Annotated in this window: 24 protein-coding genes and 1 other RNA gene; 20 read left to right on the top strand and 5 right to left on the bottom strand. The window is 61.2% G+C overall.

Annotated features, from left to right (window positions below):
* Positions 1 to 132: 132 nt before the first annotated feature.
* Both QRN61_RS14855 and QRN61_RS14850 read left to right on the top strand, forming a co-directional pair.
* Positions 133 to 750, top strand: a complete 618-nt coding sequence (locus QRN61_RS14855) for a glutathione S-transferase N-terminal domain-containing protein (protein WP_007961620.1) — start codon at positions 133 to 135, stop codon at positions 748 to 750.
* A 16-nt stretch (positions 751 to 766) separates the two neighbouring features.
* A complete protein-coding gene (locus QRN61_RS14850; protein ID WP_027612189.1) occupies positions 767 to 1,180 on the top strand; it encodes a ClpXP protease specificity-enhancing factor in 414 nt (137 codons plus the stop codon).
* Positions 1,181 to 1,231: 51 nt separating this feature from the next.
* On the opposite strand, the gene QRN61_RS14845 is transcribed toward QRN61_RS14850, so the two are convergent.
* From QRN61_RS14845 to QRN61_RS14830, 4 genes are all read right to left on the bottom strand, one after another.
* A complete protein-coding gene (locus tag QRN61_RS14845; protein WP_007961621.1) occupies positions 1,232 to 1,810 on the bottom strand; it encodes a BON domain-containing protein in 579 nt (192 codons plus the stop codon).
* Positions 1,807 to 2,400, bottom strand: a complete 594-nt coding sequence (locus tag QRN61_RS14840) for a phosphoheptose isomerase (RefSeq protein ID WP_007961622.1) — start codon at positions 2,398 to 2,400, stop codon at positions 1,807 to 1,809. The genes QRN61_RS14845 and QRN61_RS14840 overlap by 4 nt, the downstream gene beginning before the upstream one ends.
* A gap of 104 nt (positions 2,401 to 2,504) precedes the next feature.
* The gene (locus tag QRN61_RS14835; RefSeq protein ID WP_027612188.1) at positions 2,505 to 2,867 is read right to left on the bottom strand and encodes a YraN family protein; all 363 of its coding nucleotides are present in this window, start codon (positions 2,865 to 2,867) and stop codon (positions 2,505 to 2,507) included.
* Positions 2,867 to 4,678: a penicillin-binding protein activator gene (locus tag QRN61_RS14830; protein ID WP_096797143.1), complete on the bottom strand. Its 1,812-nt coding sequence runs from the start codon at positions 4,676 to 4,678 to the stop codon at positions 2,867 to 2,869. Before QRN61_RS14830 ends, QRN61_RS14835 begins: the two co-directional genes overlap by 1 nt.
* Before the next feature lie 177 nt (positions 4,679 to 4,855).
* Here QRN61_RS14830 and rsmI point away from each other — a divergent pair, with 177 nt between their 5' ends.
* The 18 genes from rsmI to lpxC all read left to right on the top strand — a co-directional run bounded on the left by rsmI (position 4,856) and on the right by lpxC (position 24,408).
* On the top strand, positions 4,856 to 5,761 hold the full coding sequence (gene rsmI / locus QRN61_RS14825) for a 16S rRNA (cytidine(1402)-2'-O)-methyltransferase (RefSeq protein ID WP_096797142.1): 906 nt from the start codon (positions 4,856 to 4,858) through the stop codon (positions 5,759 to 5,761).
* Between the two features lie 73 nt (positions 5,762 to 5,834).
* Positions 5,835 to 6,188, top strand: an RNA gene (gene rnpB / locus QRN61_RS14820) — RNase P RNA component class A.
* Positions 6,189 to 6,589: 401 nt separating this feature from the next.
* Positions 6,590 to 7,045, top strand: a complete 456-nt coding sequence (gene mraZ, locus QRN61_RS14815; RefSeq protein ID WP_003228026.1) for a division/cell wall cluster transcriptional repressor MraZ — start codon at positions 6,590 to 6,592, stop codon at positions 7,043 to 7,045.
* Entirely contained in the window at positions 7,042 to 7,989 is a 948-nt protein-coding gene (gene rsmH, locus QRN61_RS14810; RefSeq protein WP_007961626.1) for a 16S rRNA (cytosine(1402)-N(4))-methyltransferase RsmH, read from the top strand. Before mraZ ends, rsmH begins: the two co-directional genes overlap by 4 nt.
* Positions 7,986 to 8,279 carry a cell division protein FtsL gene (gene ftsL, locus QRN61_RS14805; RefSeq protein ID WP_007961627.1) on the top strand — a complete coding sequence of 98 codons (294 nt, stop codon included), beginning with the start codon at positions 7,986 to 7,988 and terminating at the stop codon, positions 8,277 to 8,279. Before rsmH ends, ftsL begins: the two co-directional genes overlap by 4 nt.
* On the top strand, positions 8,279 to 10,018 hold the full coding sequence (locus tag QRN61_RS14800; protein WP_179353344.1) for a peptidoglycan D,D-transpeptidase FtsI family protein: 1,740 nt from the start codon (positions 8,279 to 8,281) through the stop codon (positions 10,016 to 10,018). The genes ftsL and QRN61_RS14800 overlap by 1 nt, the downstream gene beginning before the upstream one ends.
* Positions 10,018 to 11,481, top strand: coding sequence for a UDP-N-acetylmuramoyl-L-alanyl-D-glutamate--2,6-diaminopimelate ligase (locus QRN61_RS14795; RefSeq protein ID WP_285374089.1), 1,464 nt, complete (start codon positions 10,018 to 10,020; stop codon positions 11,479 to 11,481). The genes QRN61_RS14800 and QRN61_RS14795 overlap by 1 nt, the downstream gene beginning before the upstream one ends.
* On the top strand, positions 11,474 to 12,841 hold the full coding sequence (locus QRN61_RS14790) for a UDP-N-acetylmuramoyl-tripeptide--D-alanyl-D-alanine ligase (protein ID WP_097086210.1): 1,368 nt from the start codon (positions 11,474 to 11,476) through the stop codon (positions 12,839 to 12,841). Before QRN61_RS14795 ends, QRN61_RS14790 begins: the two co-directional genes overlap by 8 nt.
* Positions 12,841 to 13,923, top strand: coding sequence for a phospho-N-acetylmuramoyl-pentapeptide-transferase (mraY, locus tag QRN61_RS14785; RefSeq protein WP_025109289.1), 1,083 nt, complete (start codon positions 12,841 to 12,843; stop codon positions 13,921 to 13,923). The genes QRN61_RS14790 and mraY overlap by 1 nt, the downstream gene beginning before the upstream one ends.
* Before the next feature lie 5 nt (positions 13,924 to 13,928).
* Entirely contained in the window at positions 13,929 to 15,275 is a 1,347-nt protein-coding gene (gene murD / locus QRN61_RS14780; protein ID WP_285374088.1) for a UDP-N-acetylmuramoyl-L-alanine--D-glutamate ligase, read from the top strand.
* Complete coding sequence (gene ftsW, locus QRN61_RS14775; RefSeq protein WP_003228018.1) at positions 15,272 to 16,489, top strand: putative lipid II flippase FtsW; 1,218 nt, start codon at positions 15,272 to 15,274, stop codon at positions 16,487 to 16,489. Before murD ends, ftsW begins: the two co-directional genes overlap by 4 nt.
* The gene (gene murG, locus QRN61_RS14770) at positions 16,479 to 17,549 is read left to right on the top strand and encodes an undecaprenyldiphospho-muramoylpentapeptide beta-N-acetylglucosaminyltransferase (protein ID WP_027612180.1); all 1,071 of its coding nucleotides are present in this window, start codon (positions 16,479 to 16,481) and stop codon (positions 17,547 to 17,549) included. Before ftsW ends, murG begins: the two co-directional genes overlap by 11 nt.
* Positions 17,542 to 19,002: a UDP-N-acetylmuramate--L-alanine ligase gene (gene murC, locus QRN61_RS14765; RefSeq protein WP_007961634.1), complete on the top strand. Its 1,461-nt coding sequence runs from the start codon at positions 17,542 to 17,544 to the stop codon at positions 19,000 to 19,002. Before murG ends, murC begins: the two co-directional genes overlap by 8 nt.
* Positions 18,999 to 19,973, top strand: a complete 975-nt coding sequence (locus QRN61_RS14760; RefSeq protein WP_086791637.1) for a D-alanine--D-alanine ligase — start codon at positions 18,999 to 19,001, stop codon at positions 19,971 to 19,973. The genes murC and QRN61_RS14760 overlap by 4 nt, the downstream gene beginning before the upstream one ends.
* Before the next feature lie 4 nt (positions 19,974 to 19,977).
* Positions 19,978 to 20,844, top strand: a complete 867-nt coding sequence (locus QRN61_RS14755) for a cell division protein FtsQ/DivIB (protein ID WP_007961636.1) — start codon at positions 19,978 to 19,980, stop codon at positions 20,842 to 20,844.
* A 15-nt stretch (positions 20,845 to 20,859) separates the two neighbouring features.
* Positions 20,860 to 22,119, top strand: a complete 1,260-nt coding sequence (ftsA, locus tag QRN61_RS14750) for a cell division protein FtsA (protein ID WP_003228014.1) — start codon at positions 20,860 to 20,862, stop codon at positions 22,117 to 22,119.
* Positions 22,120 to 22,187: 68 nt separating this feature from the next.
* Positions 22,188 to 23,384: a cell division protein FtsZ gene (gene ftsZ, locus QRN61_RS14745; protein WP_007961637.1), complete on the top strand. Its 1,197-nt coding sequence runs from the start codon at positions 22,188 to 22,190 to the stop codon at positions 23,382 to 23,384.
* Between the two features lie 112 nt (positions 23,385 to 23,496).
* Positions 23,497 to 24,408, top strand: a complete 912-nt coding sequence (gene lpxC / locus QRN61_RS14740) for a UDP-3-O-acyl-N-acetylglucosamine deacetylase (protein ID WP_007961638.1) — start codon at positions 23,497 to 23,499, stop codon at positions 24,406 to 24,408.
* Here lpxC and QRN61_RS14735 read toward each other — a convergent pair.
* The coding region (locus QRN61_RS14735) for a hypothetical protein (RefSeq protein WP_285374087.1) at positions 24,381 to 24,588 on the bottom strand (208 nt) is incomplete at its 5' end. The two genes, lpxC and QRN61_RS14735, sit on opposite strands and share 28 nt — an antisense overlap.

Raw genomic sequence — 24,588 nt, 5'->3', positions numbered from 1 at the left:
TGCTGTTAATCGCGCGCGCCCAAGGGTTCCTCCGATAACGCAAGGTCTGGTTCGCCAGACATTGCGGGAGGCGCCCTCTGGGCGCGCGCGTTTTTCCGGTTCCGATAATTTCAACAAGCGAGGAGGATCGCCATGGGCGTGACCAATCGGTTGGCCTGTTACTCCGACCCCGCCGACCACTATTCCCACCGAGTGCGCATCGTGCTTGCAGAGAAGGGTGTCAGCGCCGAAATCATTTACGTGGAAGCTGGTCGCCAGCCGCCTAAACTGATTGAGGTGAACCCTTACGGCAGTCTCCCGACGCTGGTCGATCGCGACCTGGCGTTGTGGGAGTCGACCGTGGTGATGGAATATCTGGATGAGCGTTACCCGCATCCGCCACTGATGCCGGTTTATCCGGTGGCGCGTGCCAACAGTCGTCTGCTGATTCACCGTATTCAGCGCGACTGGTGTGGTCTGGTGGATCTGATTCTTGATCCCAAGTCCAAGGAGGCCGCGCGTGTCGTGGCGCGTAAGGAATTGCGTGAAAGCCTGACGGGCGTGTCGCCGCTGTTTGCCGACAAGCCGTTTTTCCTCAGTGAGGAACAAAGTCTGGTGGATTGCTGCCTATTGCCAATACTCTGGCGTTTGCCGATTCTGGGTATTGAACTGCCGCGGCCGGCCAAGCCGCTGCTTGATTATATGGAGCGCCAGTTTGCGCGTGAGGCTTTCCAGGCGAGTCTGTCTGGCGTCGAACGCGATATGCGCTAAGGCTTAAGGAGCCGCTATGAACTCCAGTCGACCTTATCTGGTCCGCGCGCTCTACGAGTGGATTGTGGATAACGATTGCACCCCGCACATGCTGGTCAATTCCGAATACCCGGCAGTGCAGGTGCCGCAGGGCTTCGCCAGTGACGGGCAAATTGTCCTGAACATTTCGCCCAGCGCCGTGCGGCACTTGCACATGGACAACGACGTGGTGACCTTCGAGGGTCGCTTCGGTGGCGTTCCGCACAGTCTGTATGTGCCAATCAGCGCGATTCTGGGCATCTACGCCCGGGAGAACGGGCAGGGCATGGTGTTCGATCTCGAGTCGCCGATGGATGACGAAGACGATATCGAGCCGGATGACGACTTGCCGCCACCGGGCAGCGAGCCGCCGCGACCAAGCGGCCGGCCAAGCTTGAAAGTGGTGAAGTAATAAAAAAGGCGATCCGGATGGATCGCCTTTTTTGTATCTGCTCGTCGCGTATCAGTCGATGTATTCGAACAGCTTCACGATTTTCTGCACACCGGAAACGCTCTGCACCAGGTTGGTCGCCTGTTGGGCTTCCTGCTTGGTCAGCAGGCCCAGCAGATAGACGATACCGTTCTCGGTCACGACCTTGATGCGCGAGCCGGGAATGCTGGCATCGGTCAGCATCTGGGTCTTGATCTTGGTGGTCAGCCAGGCGTCGTTCTGGCGGGCGAGGAAGCTCGACGGCGCAATCACTTGCAGCTCGTTGTGCACCTTCTTCACGCGCTGGACGTTGGCGGCGGCCTGTTCAGCCTTGGCCTTGAGGTCTTCGCGCGGCGTCTGGCCGGCGAGCAGCACCACGCCGTTGAAGCTGGTGACGACGATATGCGAGTCCTTGTCCAGGCCGGGGTCGGCCTTGGCCACGTTGACGCCGACTTTGGTCTCGATCAGCGAGTCGTCGATTTTGCTGCCGAAGGTTCGGGTGCCGCGGTCGTCTTCAATCGGCGCTTCACGGCTGGCATTCACCACCGAGGTGCAGCCGCTGATGCCGAGGCACAGGGTCAAGGCCAGAAGGCCAAGGCGATTAGGGGTCATTCTTCACTCCCGAACAGTTGGCTGTCGATCAGATCGCAGAGGCAATGGATCGCCAGCAGATGGACTTCCTGAATACGTGCAGTGACATGGGCCGGTACGCGAATCTCGACATCTTCAGGCAGCAGCAGCGAAGCCATGCCGCCGCCATCGCGGCCAGTCAATGCTACGACAATCATTTCGCGATCATGTGCGGCCTGGATCGCTTGAATAATGTTGGCCGAGTTACCGCTGGTCGAAATCGCCAGCAATACGTCGCCTGGTTGACCCAGTGCGCGGATCTGCTTGGAGAACACTTCGTTGTAGCTGTAGTCGTTGGCGATCGAGGTGATCGTCGAGCTGTCGGTGGTCAGGGCGATGGCCGGCAGGCTCGGGCGTTCGCGCTCGAAGCGGTTGAGCAGCTCCGAGGAGAAGTGCTGGGCGTCGCCGGCAGAGCCGCCGTTGCCGCACGAAAGCATTTTGCCTTCGTTGAGCAGGGCGTTGACCATGATCTGGCTGGCTTGCTCGATGTGCGGTGCAAGTACGTCCATCGCCTGTTGCTTGGTGTCGATACTGGCCTGGAAAAGCTGGCGAATTCGGGATTGCATGTCCATCTGTGTGACCTTAAGTAGCGCGGCTGTTCGGCACGTGAATGTGCAGCCCGCAAAGCAAAGAGCAAAAATTGTCGGTGAAAGTGTCCGGGGTGGTGTGCAGAGAATCAACCATCGAACGCATTCTGCAACCAGTTCAACTGATCCGGGTGCCTGTCGATGGCCACCACGTCGAAGCGGCAAGGGGAATCGGCCCAGCGTGACTCACGCTGAAGAAAATACTGTGCGGCGAAAATCAGTTTCTGCCGTTTGCGCTCATCGATGCTAGCGAGCGCGCCACCCCATTGAGTGTTTTTTCTGTAGCGGACTTCGACGAATACTACTGTATCGCCATCAAGCATGACCAGATCAAGCTCGCCCCGTTTGCATGACCAGTTCTGCGCCAGCAGGCGCAGACCGTGGTGTTGCAGATGCTCGAGCGCCTGGCGTTCGGCATCCTTGCCGCTTTGCAGGTGGGAGCCGTCGGGCATCAGCGCGGGGTGTCCGGCAGGCGTTGAACCTGACCGTTGACGAACTGCGCCCATGGCAACTGACGCACCACGCGTTGGGTCTGGGTCATGCCCAGGCTGCCCGACTGACCTTCGATGCGGCTGTCCGGCAGCGCCTTCAACTGACCCAGGCGCGGTGCCAGACGGTAGGCATCGACGCCCATGGCGTACAGGCGGCCGAGGCTACCGGCCGCTTGTGGCCATTGCGCGGTGACTTGCTGGCGTAGCGGGTCATTGGCTTCCAGCAACCACGGGGTTTCGCAGAAGCGCACACCGTTCATGTCGTTGTACTGGTTCACATCGCCGCTGGCGCTGTAGACGTGGGACGTTGCGTACACCGGAACGTCACCGGCGTACTGGAAGTTCAGGGTCGGCTTGATCTGCTGCGCCTGTTGCGGGGTGGCTGCGAGGAAGATGAACTCGATGTCCTGACGACGCGACGGCTGCGCGGCTACGTTGGTGCCAGCGGCGTTCTGCAGGCTCTTGGCGCGGGCTTCGCTCTGACGCAGCTGGAACATGTCGGCGATCTGCTGGGCCAGTTGCACCGGCTGATCGACACGTTCGGTGGCGACGATGCTGCCGCCATTGGCCTGCCAGTCCTGGCTGAACGCGCGCAGTACGCGGTCGCCCCATTCGCCTTTCGGCACCATGATCGCCGCGCGGTGCAGGCCGTCGGCGCGGGCACGACGCGAAACTTCGCGGGCTTCGTCTTCAGCCGCCAGGCCGAACTGGAACAGTTGCGCCGGACCCTGATCACCTTCGCTGTAGTTCAATGCGAGGGTGGTGATCGGCAGTTGCGGACGGGTGCTCAGTTGTTTGACCAGCGGTTTTTCCAGCGGGCCGACCACCAGTTGCACGCCATCAGCCTGGGCCTTGCGGTAGAACTCGTCCATCGAGGTCAGCTTGGAGCTGTCGTAGAACTCGATGGCGGGCGGCTTCTGGCCGGCCTGTTGCGCTTGATAGTGCGCCGCCATGAAGCCTTCGCGCAGGGCCTTGCCGACCGAGGCCAGTGGGCCGTCTTGCGGCAGCAGCAGGGCGATCTTGCTCAGGGGCTGGCTGGCCAGTTCCTTGAGTTTGGTCAGGGGCAGCGGCAGGTTGATCGCAGCCGGGTGTTTTGGATTCTGCGCGCGCCAGGCATCGATCGCCGCTTGCTGCTGTTCCAGGGTGCCGGCAGTTTTCACTGCCAAGGCCAGGCCCATCCAGCCACCGAGATCGTCGGAGGTATTGGGTTGCAGTTGATCGGTTGGCAGCGAGGCGATCAGGGTCCAGATCGCTTCGTGGTTCTTGCTCGCGGCTTCGCCTTTGAGCATTGGCGCGATGAAGATGCGCTCGCGAGCGGCCGCCAGGGTCTGGCCATCGGCTTCCAGTGCGCGGGCATGCACGGTGCCGGTGCGCACTTGCTGGTCTTCCGGCATTTCGCTCAGATGCTGCAGGCTCGGATGGCTCAGGGCCGTCAGCGCGGCTTTCGGCTGATTGCGGGTCATCGCCAGTTCAGCGGACAGGGTGCTGGCGAAGATCTGTTGGCCTGGCTTCAACTGCTCCATCGGCACTTGTTGCAGGATCTGCGCGGACTGGCCGGCGTTGCCCTGGCGATAAGCCAGGTCTGCTGCACTCAAGCGCAACAGCGCGGCTTTTTCCGGCGTCTTGGCCTGGGTAGCCTGTTCGAGCAGTTGCTCGATGCTGGCATCCGGAGTCCGTGGAAGTTCGCCAAGGCTGGAGGAAGGGGAACTGGCGCAGGCCGCCAGCAAGGCAGCGAGGCAGAGGGCAGTGAACAGCCGCAGGCAAGCGATCATGTAAGTGTTCCTGATACTCGATCAAATTAGCGTGGAATTGTACCCAAGCACTGGCCGGGGCGCGATGTTACTGGCGTGAATCAATCAATTTAGCTGGAGTAAATGTTGCGGCGGCGCACAACTGCGTGCAAAACCGCGCTTGGCTCATACGGTTCGCAAGCCTCGTGACGCGTTACAATGCCGGCTTTTACCGAACACGAGGTGTGCGCTTTGACTGCTCCAGGTCCTTTGAATTCCGCTGCTGGCTCGCTTTATGTGGTGGCGACGCCCATCGGCAACCTGGACGACATCAGCGCCCGGGCTCTGAAAATCCTTCGCGAGGTTGCACTGATCGCCGCCGAAGACACGCGGCACTCGGCGCGGTTGATGCAGCACTTCGGCATTGCCACGCCGTTGGCCGCCTGCCACGAACACAACGAACGTGATGAAGGTAGCCGCTTTATTACCCGTTTGCTGGCGGGCGATAACGTCGCGTTGATTTCCGATGCGGGGACGCCGCTGATTTCCGATCCGGGTTACCACCTGGTGCGTCAGGCGCGGGCGGCGGGGATCAATGTGGTGCCGGTGCCGGGCGCCTGTGCTTTGATCGCGGCGCTGTCGGCGGCGGGCCTGCCCTCCGACCGGTTCATCTTCGAAGGCTTCCTGCCGGCCAAGTCGGTAGGGCGCAAGGCGCGCCTGGAAGCAGTCAAAGAAGAGCCGCGCACGCTGATTTTCTACGAGGCCCCGCATCGTATTCTCGAATGCCTGCAGGACATGGAAGCGGTGTTCGGTGGAGAGCGTCAGGCATTGCTGGCCCGGGAAATCACCAAGACTTTCGAGACGCTTAAGGGGTTGCCGCTGGCTGAGCTGCGTGCGTTTGTCGAGTCCGACAGCAACCAGCAGCGCGGCGAGTGTGTGGTGCTGGTCGCCGGCTGGTCTGCACCGGAGTCCGAAGACGCCGTCAGCAGCGAAGCGATGCGCGTGCTCAATTTGTTGCTCGAAGAGATGCCGCTCAAGCGTGCCGCCGCTCTGGCCGCGCAAATCACCGGCGAGCGCAAAAACGTGCTGTATCAGGTCGCACTGGAACAGCAGAAGGGCGGGTAACCCGTCGCGCAGACGGGTTTCACGGCTATTAGCGCTTGTTCTTCGGGCGCTCTGCCGTTAACCTGCGCGGCGGAGAGTCGATCGGACAGTCGCTGCCCTCTATGAAAATTAGGGGGGGGAGGAAAGTCCGGGCTCCATAGGGCGAAGTGCCAGGTAATGCCTGGGAGGCGTGAGCCTACGGAAAGTGCCACAGAAAATAACCGCCTAAGCGCTTCGGCGCCGGTAAGGGTGAAAAGGTGCGGTAAGAGCGCACCGCACGTCTGGCAACAGTTCGTGGCTAGGTAAACCCCACTTGGAGCAAGACCAAATAGGGTCCCAAGGCGTGGCCCGCGCTGGGACCGGGTAGGTTGCTAAAGATGTCCAGTGATGGCCATCGTAGACGAATGACTGTTCAAGACAGAACCCGGCTTACAGATCGACTCTCCACCTTTTTCTTTCCCTGCTTGAATCAATGGCATCAGGGCTGGTTATTATCGGCAGGCCTGCGCTAAAGTCCGGCAGCGGCAAATGCAGTAATAGCCATTTCCCACCTTGCTTCAATCAACAGCAGAAGCGCTTTTGTAATACCGAAAAAATCTTACTCTTAACAAATTACTTTAACTTCCGAGCGCAGCTTTCAGTGCTGCATCAAGTTATTGGTCAAAAGTGTCCGCCAAATTGTCGTTACCCCTCCTTTTAAGCTCCTAAATCTCCGTTCTGTAAGGGTTTTCCTTTGATCCGCGCCTTGACGGTGTGGTGGGCGCATTCCTATAGTGTGCGCAAGTGGCGGAAAGTGGCATGAAGTGGGTTTTTTGAGCTCAAAACGATAAAAATTGGAGAAACGCTGACGTGTTTCGCGGAGCTAACGCTATCAGTCTCGATGCAAAGGGCCGTCTCGCCATGCCGAGCCGGTACCGTGACGAGCTCGTTTCGCGTAGTTCCGGCCAATTGATCGTGACCATTGATGCCGTTGATCCGTGCCTGTGTGTCTACCCGCTCGACGAGTGGGAAATCATTGAAACCAAGTTGCGCGCGCTCCCTTCGCTTCGCGAAGAGAACCGTCGCCTGCAGCGTTTATTGATTGGTAATGCCGTCGACCTCGAACTCGACGGCAGTGGTCGTTTTCTGGTTCCACCGCGTCTGCGCGAATACGCCAAGCTTGATAAGAAAGCGATGCTGGTGGGCCAACTGAACAAGTTCCAATTGTGGGACGAGGATGCATGGAACGCGGTGTCTGCCGCTGACCTTGCTGCTATTCAACAACCGGGCGCCATGCCTGACGAACTGCGTGATTTGATCCTGTGACTATTGATAGCGGCTTTAACCACATCACCGTACTGCTTGACGAAGCCGTCGAGGCTCTCGCCGTACGTCCTGATGGCTGCTATCTGGACGGTACGTTCGGGCGCGGCGGGCACAGTCGGCTGATCCTCAGCCAGCTCGGGACGGACGGTCGACTCATCGGGTTCGACAAAGATCCACAAGCGATTGCCACCGGGCAAACGCTAGCGGCCGAAGACGGCCGCTTTGTCGTTGTGCAGCGCAGCTTTGCCGAGCTGGGTTCGGTGGTTGCCGAGCAGGGTTTGAGCGGCAAGGTCAGCGGTATCCTGCTCGATCTCGGCGTGTCTTCGCCGCAGCTCGACGACGCCGAGCGCGGCTTCAGTTTCCTTAACGACGGCCCGCTGGACATGCGGATGGATCCGTCCCGTGGCATCAGCGCCGCCGAGTTCGTCAACACCGCGCCGGTGGAAGAAATCGCCCGGGTGTTCAAGGAATACGGCGAAGAACGTTTCTCCGGGCGCATGGCCCGTGCCGTGGCCGAGCGCCGCGACATCAAGCCGTTCGAGCGCACCGCTGATCTTGCCGAAGTCTTGAAAGTCGCCAACCCGGCGTGGGAGAAGGGCAAGAACCCGGCGACCCGTGCGTTCCAGGGGTTGCGCATTCACGTCAACAACGAACTGGGCGATCTGGAAGCCGGCCTCGAAGCCGCCCTGGATGCTCTGGAGATCGGTGGCCGTCTGGTGGTCATCAGCTTCCACTCGCTTGAAGACCGCATCGTCAAACTGTTCATGCGCAAGCTGGTGAAAGGCGAAGCTGACAACCTGCCACGCAACCTGCCCGTGCGCCACGTGGCGTTCGAACCGAAAATCAAAATCCACGGCAAAGCGCAGACGGCCTCCGACGCCGAACTCAAAGCCAACCCACGTTCCCGTAGCGCTGTCATGCGTGTCGCGGAGAAGTTGCGGTGAGCAAGCTTTTCGCCAAGCCCCTGCCGGGCGGCAGCTTTATCATGCTGCTGCTGTTTATCGGCGTGCTCGTGTCGGCCATCGGCGTGTCTTACAGCGCGCACTGGAACCGGCAGTTGCTCAACAATCTTTATAACGAACTCAGCGTGCGCGACAAGGCGCAGGCCGAGTGGGGGCGCCTGATTCTCGAGCAAAGCACCTGGACTGCGCACAGCCGCATCGAAGTGCTGGCCACCGAACAACTGAAGATGCACATCCCTGGCGCGGCTGACGTGAAGATGGTGGCGCCATGATGAAACTCGAAGGGGCACTCTTCCCGTGGCGCTTCCGCCTGATGGTGGCACTGCTCGGCGTGATGGTTGCGGCGATCTGCTGGCGCATCATCGACCTGCAAGTGGTTGACCGTGACTTCCTCAAAGGTCAGGGCGACGCGCGCAGTCTGCGTCATATTCCGATTCCTGCTCACCGTGGTCTGATCACCGACCGTAACGGCGAGCCGTTGGCCGTGAGCACCCCGGTGACGACCCTGTGGGCCAACGCCAAGGAAATGCAGACCGCCAAAGAGAAGTGGCCGGCGCTGGCCGCTGCGCTGGGGCAGGATCCGAAAGCCCTGGCCGAACGTCTCGAAGCCCAGGCCAACAAAGAATTCATTTATCTGGTGCGCGGGCTGACCCCCGAGCAGGGCCAGGCTGTGCTCGATCTGAAAGTGCCGGGCGTTTACGGCATCGAAGAATTCCGCCGCTTCTATCCGGCCGGTGAAGTTACCGCACATATGGTCGGCTTTACCGACATTGACGATCACGGGCGTGAAGGCGTCGAGCTGGCCTACGACGAGTGGCTGGCCGGTGTCCCGGGCAAGCGGCAGGTCATCAAGGATCGGCGCGGTCGGCTGATCAAGGATGTCCAGGTCACCAAAAACGCCAAGGCCGGCAAGCCCTTGGCGTTGTCGATTGACCTGCGTCTGCAATACCTGGCCAACCGCGAGCTGCGCAATGCGATCATCGAGAACGGCGCCAAGGCCGGCAGCCTGGTGATCATGGACGTGAAGACCGGCGAGATTCTCGCCATGGTCAACCAGCCGACCTACAACCCGAACAACCGTCGCAATCTGCAGCCGGCGATGATGCGTAACCGCGCGATGATCGACGTGTTCGAACCGGGTTCGACCATGAAAGCGATCTCGATGAGTGCCGCGATCGAAACCGGCCGCTGGAAACCGAGCGACACCGTCGAGGTGTACCCGGGCTCCCTGCAGATCGGCAAATACACCATCAAGGACGTGTCGAAGACCGAAGGTCCGGTACTCGACCTGACCGGCATCCTGATCAATTCCAGTAACGTCGGCATGAGTAAGGTTGCGTTCGATATTGGTGGCGAAACCATTTTCCGCCTCGCACAGAAAGTCGGCCTCGGCCAGGACACCGGCCTCGGCTTCCCGGGCGAGCGCGTCGGCAACCTGCCGAATTACCGTGAATGGCGCAAGGCCGAAACTGCGACGCTGTCTTACGGCTACGGTATTTCCGTGACGGCGATCCAGCTGGTTCACGCGTTTTCGGCACTGGCCAACAACGGTCGTCTGGCACCGCTGACCCTGATCAAAACCGACAAGCCGCCGCAGACCACCCAGGTACTGCCGGAAGCGGTCGCGAAGACCATGCAAGGCATGCTGCAGCAAGTGATCGAAGCCCCGCGCGGCGTGTTCCGTGCGCAGGTGCCGGCGTATCACGTGGCCGGCAAGTCGGGTACTGCACGTAAAACGTCGGTGGGCACCAAGGGCTACGCCGAAAACTCGTACCGCTCGCTGTTTGCCGGTTTCGGCCCGATGAGCGATCCGCGTTACGCCATCGTGGTGGTGATCGATGAACCGTCCAAGGCCGGTTACTTTGGTGGTCTGGTTTCGGCGCCGGTGTTCAGCCGTGTGATGTCCGGCACCCTGCGTCTGATGAACGTGACCCCGGACAACCTGCCGACCACCCAACAGGCCAACGCTACGCCGGCCGTTCCGCTGAAAGCCAATGGAGGGCGCGGCTGATGTCTCTGAGTCTGAACAAGATATTCCCCCACGCCGGCCACGATCTGCTGATCCGTGAATTGGCGCTGGACAGCCGCAACGTACGCGCGGGTGATCTGTTCCTCGCCGTACCGGGCGGCAAGTTCGATGGCCGTGCGCACATCGCCGATGCCTTGCAGCGTGGCGCGGCGGCAGTTGCCTATGAAGTGGAAGGCGCCACCGTGCTGCCGATCACCGAAGTGCCATTGATTCCGGTCAAAGGCCTGGCGGCGCAGCTGTCCGACATCGCCGGGCGCTTTTATGGCGAACCGAGCCATCACTTGAACCTGATCGGCGTCACCGGCACCAACGGCAAGACCAGCGTGACCCAACTGGTCGCGCAGGCACTCGATCTGCTCGGTCAGCATTGCGGCATCGTCGGTACGCTGGGTTCCGGCTTCTATGGCGCGCTGGAAAGCGGCCTGCACACCACGCCGAATCCGATTGCCGTGCAAGCGACCCTTGGCGACCTGAAAAAGGCCGGGGCCAAAGCCGTGGCCATGGAAGTGTCGTCCCACGGTCTGGATCAGGGCCGGGTCACTGCATTGGCGTTCGACGTTGCGGTGATGACCAACCTGTCCCGCGATCACCTGGATTACCACGGCACCATGGAGGCGTATGCCGAGGCCAAGGCCAAGCTGTTCGCCTGGAATGACCTGAAGTGCCGCGTGGTCAACCTCGACGACGATTTCGGTCGGCAACTGGCCGCCGAAAAACGCGATTCGCGCCTGATCACCTACAGCCTGCTCGACAGCAGCGCCTACCTGTTCTGCCGTGAAGCGCAGTTCGATGACCACGGCGTGCGCGCCACGCTGGTCACGCCGCAGGGCGAGCATCACCTGCGCAGCACGCTGCTCGGTCGTTTCAACCTGAGCAACGTACTGGCGGCAGTCGGCGCCTTGCTCGGTCTGGATTACGCCTTAGACGAAATTCTCAAGGTGCTGCCGAAACTCGAAGGCCCGGCCGGACGCATGCAGCGTCTGGGTGGTGGCACTCAGCCGCTGGTGGTGGTCGACTACGCCCACACCCCGGATGCGCTGGAAAAAGTTCTGAGCGCATTGCGCCCACACGTCAAAGGCCAGTTGCTGTGCCTGTTCGGCTGTGGCGGTGATCGTGATCGCGGCAAGCGTCCGCTGATGGCCGAAGTGGTCGAGCGTCTGGCTGATCGTGTACTGGTCACCGATGACAACCCGCGCACGGAAGACCCGGCGCAGATTTTCGACGACATCCGCGCCGGTTTCAGCGCTGTGGATAAAGTTACTTTCGTCGCCGGCCGTGGTCAGGCGATCGCCCAGATGATCGCCGGTGCTTCGGCGGATGACGTGATCGTGCTGGCCGGTAAAGGTCACGAGGACTATCAGGAAATCAACGGCGAGCGGCACGCTTTCTCCGATCTGGTCGAGGCCGATCATGCCCTCACCGCGTGGGAGGTGGCCCATGCTTAAGGCCCTGACATTGAGCGAACTGACCAACGTGCTCGACGCCCGTCTGATCAGCAGCGACGCCAGTTTTGATGGCGTCAGCATCGACAGCCGTGCGATCACCGCTGGCCAACTGTTTATTGCCCTGACCGGTCCGCGCTTCGATGGTCACGACTATCTGAACGACGTCGCTGGCAAGGGCGCGGTGGCGGCACTGGTCGAGCGCGAAGTCGTCGACAGCACCTTGCCGCAACTGCTGGTCAAGGACACCCGCCAGGCCCTCGGCCAGTTGGGTGCGTTGAACCGTGCCGCATTCACCCAGCCAGTCGCGGCCATCACTGGCTCCAGCGGCAAGACCACGGTCAAGGAAATGCTCGCGAGCATCTTGCGTACCCGCGGTCCGGTGCTGGCGACGCGCGGCAATCTGAACAATGATCTGGGCGCACCGCTGACCCTGCTCGAACTGGCCCCGGAACACACCGCCGCCGTAATCGAACTGGGCGCTTCGCGTCTGGGTGAAATCGCCTACACCGTCGGGCTGACCAAGCCACACGTGGCGATCCTCAACAACGCTGGCACCGCCCACGTTGGCGAGTTCGGCGGGCCGGAAAAAATCGTCGAAGCCAAAGGCGAGATCATCGACGGGCTGGCGGCGGATGGCGTCGCTGTGCTCAACCTCGATGACAAGGCCTTTGGTATCTGGAAGCTCCGCGCCGGCGCACGCAAAGTGCTGACCTTCTCCCTGAGCAATCCTCAGGCAGATTTCCACGCCAGCGACCTGAGCACCGATGCCCGGGGTTGCCCGGCCTTCAACCTGCATACACCTGAAGGTGTGGAGCACGTTCAACTGAACCTGCTCGGCACCCATAACGTCGCCAACGCCATGGCTGCCGCCGCTGCCGCTCACGCCTTGGGCGTGTCGCTGTTCGGCATTGCCACCGGGCTTGGCGCAGTACAACCGGTCAAGGGTCGCACCGTCGCGCAACTGGCGAAGAACGGCATGCGCGTGATCGATGACACTTACAACGCAAACCCCACCTCCATGTGCGCGGCCGTTGATATACTCGCCGGCTTTTCCGGCCGCACCGTCCTGGTGCTCGGAGATATCGGCGAGTTGGGCGACTGGGCGGAGCAGGGGCACCGCGACGTGGGCGAATACGCCCGGGGCAAGGTTTCCGCGCTTTACGCGGTCGGGCCGAACATGGTCCACGCCGTGAACGCATTCGGTAAAGAGGCGCATCACTTCGGCACGCAAGCCGAACTGATCCAGGCCCTCGACGCCGAGCAGGACACAAACACCACCATTTTGATCAAGGGTTCGCGCAGTGCAGCGATGGAAAACATCGTTGCGGCTCTGTGCGGGTCCAGTCTGGAGAAACATTAATGCTGCTGCTGCTAGCGGAGTATCTGCAACAGTTTTACAAAGGCTTCGCGGTCTTCCAGTACCTGACCCTGCGCGGGATCCTCGGTGTGCTGACCGCGCTGGTTTTGTCGCTGTGCTATGGCCCGTGGATGATCCGCACCCTGCAGAACCGTCAGATCGGCCAGTCCGTTCGTAATGACGGCCCGCAATCGCACCTGTCCAAGTCGGGTACGCCAACCATGGGCGGCGCGTTGATTCTGTCTTCCATCGGTGTCAGCACCCTGTTGTGGGCTGACCTGAGCAACCGCTACGTGTGGGTCGTGCTGCTGGTGACTCTGCTGTTCGGCGCCATCGGCTGGGTCGACGATTACCGCAAAGTGATCGAGAAGAACTCCCGTGGCTTGCCAAGCCGCTGGAAATATTTCTGGCAGTCGGTCTTTGGCCTGGGCGCAGCGATCTTCCTTTATATGACCGCCACCACGCCGGTGGAGACCACGCTGATCCTGCCGATGCTCAAGGACTACAGCATTCCGCTGGGCGCCGGGTTCATCGTGCTGACCTACTTCGTGATCGTCGGTTCGAGCAACGCGGTCAACCTGACCGACGGCCTCGACGGTCTGGCGATCATGCCAACCGTGATGGTCGGCGGCGGTCTGGGGATCTTCTGCTACCTGTCGGGTAACGTGAAATTCGCCGAATACCTGCTGATCCCTTACGTGCCGGGCGCGGGCGAACTGATCGTGTTCTGCGGCGCACTGATCGGTGCCGGCCTCGGATTCCTCTGGTTCAACACCTATCCGGCGCAAGTGTTCATGGGCGACGTCGGTGCTCTGGCACTGGGCGCGGCACTGGGCACCATCGCAGTGATCGTCCGTCAGGAAATCGTCCTGTTCATCATGGGCGGCGTGTTCGTGATGGAAACCCTGTCGGTGGTTATCCAGGTTGCCTCTTTCAAGCTGACCGGTCGCCGTGTGTTCCGCATGGCACCGATTCACCACCACTTTGAACTCAAGGGCTGGCCCGAGCCACGCGTGATCGTCCGTTTCTGGATCATCACCGTGATTCTCGTGTTGATCGGCCTTGCCACCCTGAAGCTGAGGTAGAACGAGTGTCTCTGATCGCTTCTGACCACTTCCGCATCGTTGTCGGCCTCGGCAAGAGCGGCATGTCCCTGGTTCGCTTCCTGGCGAACCGGGGCGTGTCGTTTGCCGTCGCCGATACGCGGGACAATCCACCGGAACTGGCCACGCTCAAGCGTGACTATCCGCACGTGGAAGTGCGTTGTGGCGAGCTGGACGTCGAATTCCTGTGCCGCGCCGACGAGCTCTACGTGAGCCCCGGCCTGGCGCTGGCGACCCCGGCCCTGCAAGCCGCTGCAGCCCGTGGCGTGAAAATGGCCGGCGACATCGAGCTGTTCGCGCGTAACGCGCGGGCGCCGATCGTGGCCATCACCGGTTCCAACGCGAAAAGCACCGTCACCACTTTGGTCGGCGAGATGGCGGTTGCGGCCGGCAAACGCGTCGCGGTGGGCGGCAACCTCGGTACGCCAGCACTGGAACTGCTCAGCGATGACGTCGAGCTGTACGTGATGGAGCTGTCGAGCTTCCAGCTGGAAACCACCGACCAGCTCAACGCTGAAGTGGCCACCGTGCTGAACATTAGCGAAGACCATATGGACCGCTACAGCGGCCTGCCGGCGTACCACCTGGCCAAGCACCGGATCTTCCGTGGCGCGAAGCAGTTCGTGGTCAATCGTCAGGATGCACTCAGTCGTCCGCTGATCGGCGAAGGCCAGCCTTGCTGGACCTTCGGCCTGAACAAACCGGATTTCAAGGCCTTCGGCCTGCGCGAAGAAGACGGCGAGAAATACCTGGCCTTCGAATTCCAGAACCTGATGCCAGTGCGCGAACTGAAAGTGCGCGGCGCGCATAACCAGGCGAACGCCCTCGCGGCGCTGGCGCTCGGCCATGCGGTCGGCTTGCCGTTCGACGCCATGCTTGATGCCCTGCGTAACTTCACCGGCCTCGAACACCGCTGCCAGTGGCTGCGTGATCTCGACGGCGTCGGTTACTACAACGATTCCAAGGCCACCAACGTCGGTGCTGCACTGGCTGCCATCGAAGGCCTGGGTGCGGACATCGACGGCAAGGTCGTGCTGATCGCCGGTGGCGACGGCAAGGGCGCCGAGTTCAAGGATCTGCGCGATCCGGTGGCGGCCAACTGCCGCGCCGTGATCCTGATGGGCCGCGACTCCGATAAGATCGGCGAGGCCATCGGTGACGCCGTGCCACTGATTCGCGCGACCTCGCTGGTCGACGCCGTCGCGCAATGCCGCGCAGTCGCCCAGCCGGGTGACGTAGTGCTGCTGTCGCCGGCCTGCGCCAGTTTCGACATGTTCAAGAATTACGAAGACCGTGGTCACCAGTTCGTCCGCGCCGTGGAGGATCTGGCATGAGCCTGCGCAATATCATCAAGCCGTACCCGTCGCCGATCATCACCGGGCGTGGCATCGACCTCGACTTCCCGATGCTCGCCGGTTGCCTGGCGCTGCTGGGCCTGGGCCTGATCATGATCGCCTCCGCTTCCACCGAAGTGGCGGCGGCGCAGTCGGGCAGCGCGCTGTATTACATGATTCGCCACCTGATCTACGTGGCACTGGGCCTGGGTGCCTGCATCATCACCATGATGATTCCGATTGCCACCTGGCAGCGTCTGGGCTGGATGATGCTGATCGGCGCATTCGGTCTGCTGGTGATGGTGATCGTCCCCGGGATCGGCCGTGAAGTGAACGGTTCGATGCGCTGGATCGGTTTCAGCTTCTTCAACGTTCAGCCGTCCGAGATCGCCAAGGTGTTTGTGGTGATCTACCTCGCCGGTTATCTGGTGCGTCGGCAGAAAGAAGTGCGCGAGAGCTGGATGGGCTTCTTCAAGCCGTTCATCGTGCTGCTGCCGATGGCGGGTCTGTTGCTGATGGAGCCGGACTTCGGTGCCACCGTGGTAATGATGGGGGCTGCGGCGGCGATGCTGTTCCTCGGCGGAGTCGGGCTGTTCCGCTTCTCGCTGATGGTGGTGCTGGCAGTCGGGGCCGTGGTCTTGCTGATTCAGATGCAGCCTTACCGGATGGCGCGTTTGACCAACTTCGCCGACCCGTGGGCCGACCAGTTCGGCGCCGGTTATCAGTTGTCGCAGGCGTTGATTGCCTTCGGTCGCGGTGAGTGGCTGGGCGTTGGCCTGGGCAACAGCGTGCAGAAACAGTTCTACCTGCCTGAAGCGCATACCGACTTCGTGTTCTCCGTACTTGCCGAAGAGCTGGGTGCGGTGGGTTCGCTGTGCACCGTGGCGCTGTTCGTCTTCGTGTGTATTCGCGGCATGTACATCGGTCTGTGGGCCGAAAAAGCCAAGCAGTTCTTCGCTGCTTATGTGGCTTACGGTCTGTCGTTCCTGTGGATTGGCCAGTTCCTGATCAACATCGGCGTGAACGTCGGTCTGCTGCCGACCAAGGGCCTGACCCTGCCGTTCCTCAGTTATGGCGGCAGTTCCCTGGTGATCTGCTGCGCCTGCCTTGGCTTGTTGCTGAGGATCGAGTGGGAGAGTCGAACCCACCTGGGCAGTGAAGAGATGGAGTTCCATGAGAGCGACTTCGCCGAGGAGCCGAACCATGGGCGCTAACGTATTGATCATGGCCGGCGGCACCGGCGGCCACGTGTTCCCGGCGCTGTCCTGTGCCCGCGAATTCCAGGCGCGCGGCTACACCGTGCACTGGCTCGGCACGCCACGCGGAATCGAAAACGAACTGGTGCCGGCTGCAGGTCTGGAACTGCACCGCATCAATGCCACCGGGTTGCGTGGCAAGGGCAAGCTGTCGCTGCTCAAGGCACCGTTCATGTTGCTCAAGTCGGTGTGGCAGGCGCGGGCGGTGATTCGCAAGCTGCGTCCAGTCTGCGTGGTCGGCTTCGGTGGTTATGTGACCGGGCCTGGCGGGATTGCCGCGAAACTGGCCGGTGTGCCGGTGATCGTTCACGAGCAGAACGCCGTGGCCGGCACCGCCAATCGGTTGCTGGTGCCGTTCGCCGCCCGGGTGTGTGAAGCGTTCCCCGACACCTTTACTCTGTCGGACACCCGCCGTACCACCGGAAACCCGGTGCGCAGCGAGCTGTTCCTCGAAACATCGCGACCGGCTCTGGCCGGGCGCAAAGCGCGTTTGCTGATCCTCGGCGGAAGCCTGGGCGCAGAACCGTTGAACAAGTTGCTGCCTGAAGCCCTGGCGCAAGTACCTGCCGATTTGCGTCCGGAAGTGTTTCATCAGGCCGGCAAAAACCACGATGAAGTGACTGCAGAGCGCTACCGCGCCGCCGGCGTGGATGCGCAGGTGCAGCCCTTTATCAAAGACATGGCCCAGGCCTATGGCTGGGCTGACCTGGTGGTGTGCCGCGCTGGCGCGCTGACCATCAGTGAGCTGGCTGCCGTTGGTCTGCCCTCGATGCTGGTGCCTTTGCCCCACGCGATCGACGATCACCAGACCCGCAACGCCGATTATTTGGCCCGTGAAGGCGCAGCCTTCGTGATGCCGCAAAGAACGACTGGTGCCGCGGACCTTGCCGCGCGCCTGACAGAGGTCTTGATGCAACCGCAACGACTCGAAGAAATGGCCCAAGCGGCCCGCCGTCTGGCCAAACCCGATGCCACCCGTAGCGTGGTCGATACCTGCCTGGAGGTGGCTCATGGTTGAGAATCAGAAAGCCATGCCACAACCGGAAATGCGCCGCATCCGTCGCATCCACTTCGTCGGTATCGGCGGCGTGGGCATGTGCGGGATTGCCGAAGTGTTGTTGAACCTGGGCTATGAAGTGTCCGGTTCCGACCTGAAGGCTTCGCCGGTGACCGAGCGTCTGGAATCGTTCGGTGCGCACATCTATATCGGTCACCGTGCCGAGAACGCCGCTACCGCTGACGTGTTGGTGGTGTCGAGTGCTGTCAACACTTCCAACCCGGAAGTGGCGACCGCCCTTGAGCGTCGTATCCCGGTGGTACCGCGTGCCGAGATGCTCGCCGAGCTGATGCGCTATCGCCACGGCATCGCCGTCGCCGGCACCCACGGCAAAACCACCACCACCAGCCTGATCGCTTCGGTGTTCGCCGCTGGTGGTCTGGACCCGACCTTCGTCATCGGTGGCCGTCTGAATGCGGCGGGCACCAATGCCCAGCTCGGCACCAGCCGCTACCTGATCGCCGAAGCCGACGAAAGCGACGCGAGTTTCCTGCACCTGCAACCGCTGGTGGCCGTGGTCACCAACATCGACGCCGACCACATGGCGACCTACGACGGTGACTTCAACAAGCTGAAGAAAACCTTCGTCGAGTTCCTGCACAACCTGCCGTTCTACGGTTTGGCGGTGATGTGCCTGGACGATCCGGTGGTGCGTGAAATCCTGCCATTGGTCAAGCGTCCGACCGTGACCTACGGCTTCAGCGAAGACGCCGACGTGCGCGCGATCAATGTGCGTCAGCAAGGCATGCAGACCTTCTTCACCGTGCTGCGTCCTGATCGCGAGCCGCTCGATGTGTCGGTGAACATGCCGGGCAACCACAACGTGCTCAACTCGCTGGCGACCATCTGCATCGCCACCGACGAAGGCGTCAGCGACGAAGCCATCGTTCAGGGCCTGTCCGGGTTCCAGGGCGTTGGCCGACGCTTCCAGGTCTACGGCGAATTGCCGGTGGACGGCGGTAACGTGATGCTGGTCGACGACTACGGTCACCACCCGACCGAAGTCGCCGCCGTGATCAAAGCCGTGCGCGGTGGCTGGCCGGAGCGCCGTCTGGTGATGGTTTACCAGCCGCACCGTTACAGCCGCACCCGTGACCTGTACGACGATTTCGTCAATGTACTGGCCGATGCCAACGTGCTGCTGCTGATGGAAGTCTATCCGGCGGGCGAAGAGCCGATCCCGGGCGCGGACAGCCGCAAGCTGTGCAACAGCATCCGTCAGCGTGGTCAGCTCGACCCGATCTACATCGAGCGCGGTGTCGACCTCGCGCCGCTGGTCAAGCCGCTGCTGCGTGCCGGCGACATCCTGCTGTGCCAGGGTGCCGGGGATATCGGCGGTCTCGCGCCGAAGCTGTTGAAAAGTGAATTGTTCGCCGGCGCCGTGGCTGCGTCGGTCGAGGGGAAGTTGAAATGACTGCTGCCTACGCCAACCTGTTCTCCACCATCGCGCCGAAAGATTTCGGGCGTGTCGCCGTGCTGTTCGGTGGCATGAGTGCCGAGCGTGAGGTTTCGCTGAAATCCGGTAACGCCGTGCTCGACGCGCTGCAAAGCGCGGGCGTGGACGCGTTCGGGATCGACGTCGGCGAGGATTTTCTGCAGCGTCTGCTGAATGAAAAGATCGACCGCGCGTTCATCATTCTCCACGGTCGTGGCGGTGAAGACGGCTCGATGCAGGGCCTGCTCGAATGCGCCGGTATTCCTTACACCGGCAGCGGCATCCTCGCTTCGGCACTGGCGATGGACAAACTGCGCACCAAGCAGGTCTGGCACAGCCTCGGGATTCCGACGCCGCGTCACGCCGTGCTGTGCAGCGAAGCCGATTGTATTTCCGCGGCGACGGAACTGGGCTTCCCTTTGATCGTCAAACCGGCGCATGAAGGTTCAAGTATCGGGATGGCCAAAGTGAGTTCTGCGTCCGAGTTGATCGACGCATGGAAAGCGGCCAGTACCTACGATTCGCAAGTCTTGGTTGAACAATGGATTCAAGGTCCGGAGTTCACCATCGCCACCCTGCGTGACCAGGTGTTGCCTCCTATCGCCCTGGGTACACCGCACACGTTCTACGACTACGACGCCAAGTACATCGCCAACGATACCCAGTACCGCATTCCGTGCGGACTGGATGCCGCCAAGGAACAGGAACTCATGGATCTCACGGCCAAGGCCTGTGAGGCGCTGGGTATTGCCGGTTGGGGCAGGGCGGACGTGATGCAGGACGCCGACGGACAGTTCTGGTTCCTGGAAGTGAACACCGCACCGGGCATGACCGATCACAGCCTGGTGCCGATGGCGGCCCGTGCTGCCGGTCTGGACTTCCAGCAACTGGTTCTGGCCATTCTGGCCGCCAGTGTTGAAGGCTCCGGTCATACAGAGGCGCGAGGTTAAGACCATGCAAGGCGCTCATCTCAGACATCAGCCACCCGCACCCGGCCGCAAGCCGGTGCCGCGGGGTGCCAGCCGAATGGTGGCCAAAGAGCCGATGTCCGCGCGCCTGCCGAAAGCCAATTTCGGCTTTCTGAAAAGCCTGTTCTGGCCGGTGCTGCTGGTGGCGCTCGGGTTCGGTACTTACGAAGGCGCGCAGCGTTTGCTGCCATACGCTGACAGGCCGATCACCAAGATCGCCGTGCAGGGCGACCTGAGCTACATCAGTCAGCAAGCGGTGCAGCAGCGAATCGCCCCGTACGTGGCGTCGAGCTTCTTCACCATTGATCTGGCCAGCATGCGTACCGAGCTTGAGCAGATGCCGTGGATCGCCCACGCCGAAGTACGCCGGGTGTGGCCGGATCAGGTGGTGATCCGCCTCGAAGAGCAACTGCCGGTGGCCCGTTGGGGCGACGAGTCGCTGCTCAACAACCAGGGTCAGGCCTTCACGCCAAAGGAGTTGGCGAACTACGAACACCTGCCACAGCTGTTCGGCCCACAACGGGCCCAGCAGCAAGTGATGCAGCAGTATCAGGTGCTGAGCCAGATGCTCCGGCCGCTGGGCTTCTCGATCGCGCGTCTGGAACTGCGTGAACGTGGCAGCTGGTTCCTGACCACTGGTGCCGGCAGCTCCGGCCCCGGCATCGAGTTGCTGCTGGGACGCGGCAACCTGGTGGAAAAGATGCGCCGCTTCATTGCCATCTATGACAAGACGCTTAAAGACCAGATTACGAACATTGCGCGCATCGATCTGCGCTACGCCAACGGCCTCGCTGTTGGCTGGCGGGAACCAGTAGCGCCGACGACAGCCCAACCCGCTGTCGCAAAGAATTAAGAAGAGGCAGGACCCATGGCAAACGTGCAAAGCGGCAAAATGATCGTCGGTCTGGATATCGGCACCTCCAAGGTGGTGGCGCTGGTAGGCGAGGTCGCGGACGACGGCACGCTGGAAATCGTCGGTATCGGTACTCATCCGTCCCGCGGCCTGAAGAAGGGCGTGGTGGTGAACATCGAGTCCACCGTGCAATCGATCCAGCGCGCGATCGAAGAAGCCCAACTGATGGCGGGCTGCCGCATTCACTCGGCTTTCGTCGGCGTGGCCGGCAATCACATCCGCAGCCTGAACTCCCACGGCATCGTGGCGATTCGTGATCGCGAAGTGAGCTCGGCTGACCTGGAGCGCGTACTCGACGCCGCCCAGGCCGTGGCGATCCCGGCTGACCAGCGCGTGCTGCACACCCTGCCGCAGGATTACGTGATCGATAACCAGGAAGGCGTCCGCGAGCCTCTGGGCATGTCCGGCGTCCGTCTGGAAGCCAAGGTTCACGTGGTCACCTGCGCCGTCAACGCCGCCCAGAACATTGAAAAGTGCGTGCGTCGCTGCGGTCTGGAAATCGACGACATCATTCTCGAGCAACTGGCCTCGGCCTACTCGGTACTGACTGACGACGAAAAAGAACTGGGCGTGTGCCTGGTCGACATCGGCGGCGGCACCACCGACATCGCGATCTTCACCGAAGGCGCGATCCGCCACACCGCGGTGATCCCGATTGCCGGTGATCAGGTGACCAACGACATCGCCATGGCGTTGCGCACCCCGACCCAGTACGCCGAAGAGATCAAGATCCGCTACGCCTGCGCCCTGGCCAAACTGGCCGGTGCCGGCGAAACCATCAAGGTGCCGAGCGTTGGCGACCGTCCACCGCGCGAACTGTCGCGTCAGGCCCTGGCCGAAGTGGTCGAGCCGCGTTACGACGAACTGTTCACCCTGATCCAGGCCGAGCTGCGTCGCAGCGGCTACGAAGACCTGATCCCGGCGGGCATCGTCCTGACCGGCGGTACGTCGAAGATGGAAGGTGCCACCGAACTGGCCGAAGAAATCTTCCACATGCCGGTGCGCCTGGGCGTGCCGCATGGCGTGAAGGGCCTGGATGACGTGGTGCGCAATCCGATTTATTCCACTGGCGTGGGCTTGTTGATGTACGGCCTGCAGAAGCAGTCCGACGGGATCTCGTTCTCGGGCATCGGCAGCCGCGACAGCTACAGCAACGATGAGCCACAGGCGCCGTTGCTGGACCGATTGAAGAAGTGGGTTCAAGGCAACTTCTAAAGCTTTACCGCAACACCGTTACAAAAATGCAGTAGGCGAAAAAACTAGAGAATGTAAGGAGAGGGAAAATGTTCGAACTCGTAGACAACATCCCCGCAAGCCCGGTAATCAAAGTTATCGGTGTTGGCGGTGGCGGCGGCAACGCTGTCAACCACATGGTCAAGAGCAACATCGAAGGCGTCGAATTCATCTGCGCCAACACTGATGCTCAAGCGCTGAAAAACATCGGCGCGCGTACCATCCTGCAACTGGGCACCGGCGTGACCAAAGGTCTCGGCGCTGGCGCCAACCCTGAAGTAGGTCGTCAGGCCGCTCTCGAAGACCGTGAGCGCATTGCCGAAGTACTGCAGGGCACCAACATGGTGTTCATCACCACTGGCATGGGCGGCGGTACCGGTACCGGTGCTGCGCCGATCATCGCCGAAGTGGCCAAGGAAATGGGCATCCTGACCGTTGCTGTCGTGACCCGTCCGTTCCCGTTCGAAGGCCGCAAGCGTATGCAGATCGCCGACGAAGGCATCCGCATGCTCTCCGAAAGCGTCGACTCGTTGATCACCATCCCTAACGAGAAGCTGCTGACCATCCTCGGTAAAGACGCGAGCCTGCTGTCGGCTTTCGCCAAGGCTGACGACGTACTGGCCGGTGCCGTTCGCGGTATCTCCGACATCATCAAGCGTCCGGGCATGATCAACGTCGACTTCGCCGACGTGCGTACCGTGATGAGCGAAATGGGCATGGCGATGATGGGCACTGGCTGCGCCAGCGGTCCGAACCGTGCACGTGAAGCGACCGAAGCGGCCATCCGCAACCCGCTGCTGGAAGACGTGAACCTGCAAGGTGCACGCGGCATCCTGGTGAACATCACCGCCGGTCCTGACCTGTCCCTGGGTGAGTACTCCGACGTGGGTAGCATCATCGAAGCCTTCGCTTCCGAGCACGCAATGGTCAAGGTCGGTACCGTTATCGATCCGGACATGCGCGACGAACTGCACGTCACCGTGGTTGCCACCGGTCTGGGCGCGAAAATCGAGAAGCCTGTGAAGGTCATCGACAACACCGTTCACACCTCCATGGCTGCCGCTCAGGTTCAACAACCGGCTCCTGCGCGTCAGGAAGCTCCGGCGGTGAACTACCGTGACCTGGACCGTCCGACCGTCATGCGCAACCAGGCTCAGGCCGGTGCTGCGACTGCCGCGAAGATGAACCCGCAGGACGATCTGGATTACCTGGACATCCCGGCATTCCTGCGTCGTCAGGCCGATTGATGGAATGTATCAGGGCTATGACGGTGATTGGTGTTCAGCAAAGGCTCGGTCTGCTATTATCGCCAGCCTTTGTTGATACCAGTTCGCAATTTGCGCTGAAGCGGCCCAAGCCATGATTAAACAACGCACACTGAAAAATATTATCCGTGCCACAGGTGTAGGCCTGCATTCCGGGGAGAAGGTCTACCTGACCCTCAAGCCTGCGCCTGTCGACACTGGCATTGTGTTTTGTCGCGCTGACCTCGACCCTGTGGTGCAGATCCCTGCCCGCGCGGAAAACGTCGGTGAAACCACTATGTCGACGACGCTGATCAACGGCGACGTCAAAGTGGACACGGTAGAGCACTTGCTCTCGGCCATGGCTGGCCTGGGCATCGATAACGCCTACGTCGAGCTCTCCGCGTCCGAAGTCCCGATCATGGATGGCAGCGCTGGACCGTTCGTATTCCTGATTCAATCGGCTGGCCTGGAAGAGCAGGACGCCGCCAAGAAATTCATCCGCATCCTGCGTGAAGTGACAGTGGAAGACGGCGACAAGCGCGCCACTTTCGTCCCTTTCGAAGGGTTCAAGGTGAGCTTCGAGATCGATTTCGATCACCCGGTTTTCCGGGACCGCACCCAAAGTGCAAGCGTGGATTTTTCCAGCACTTCGTTCGTAAAAGAAGTCAGCCGCGCCCGTACTTTCGGTTTCATGAGTGATATCGAGTACCTGCGCAAGCACAACCTCGCACTCGGCGGCAGCGTTGAAAACGCGATCGTGGTGGATTCCGATGGTGTACTGAACGAAGACGGCCTTCGCTACGAAGACGAATTCGTGAAGCACAAGATCCTCGATGCGATTGGTGACCTGTACCTGCTGGGTAACAGCCTGATTGGTGAGTTCAAAGGCTTCAAGTCCGGTCATGCACTGAACAACCAGCTGCTGCGCAAGTTGATTGAGCAGACAGATGCGTGGGAAGTGGTGACGTTCGAAGACGCCAGCACCGCACCAATCTCTTACATGCGCCCGGTTGCGGCGGTGTAAGTAAAAAACCTCTCTAGTTTTTTGAAGGCCATCCTCGGATGGCCTTTTTTTATGCCTGCAATTTTTGTGTTGCCTGGGCTGGCCTCTTCGCGAGCAAGCCCGCTCCCACAGGGGAATGCATTCCAAAATGTGGGAGCAACTGTCTTACTGCCACCGTTCGTCACCGCCACTCTGTGCCGT

The organism is Pseudomonas sp. lyk4-TYG-107 (genome assembly GCF_030209055.1).
Classification (GTDB): domain Bacteria; phylum Pseudomonadota; class Gammaproteobacteria; order Pseudomonadales; family Pseudomonadaceae; genus Aquipseudomonas; species Aquipseudomonas putida_A.
This window is presented reverse-complemented; position numbering and strand designations above follow the sequence as displayed.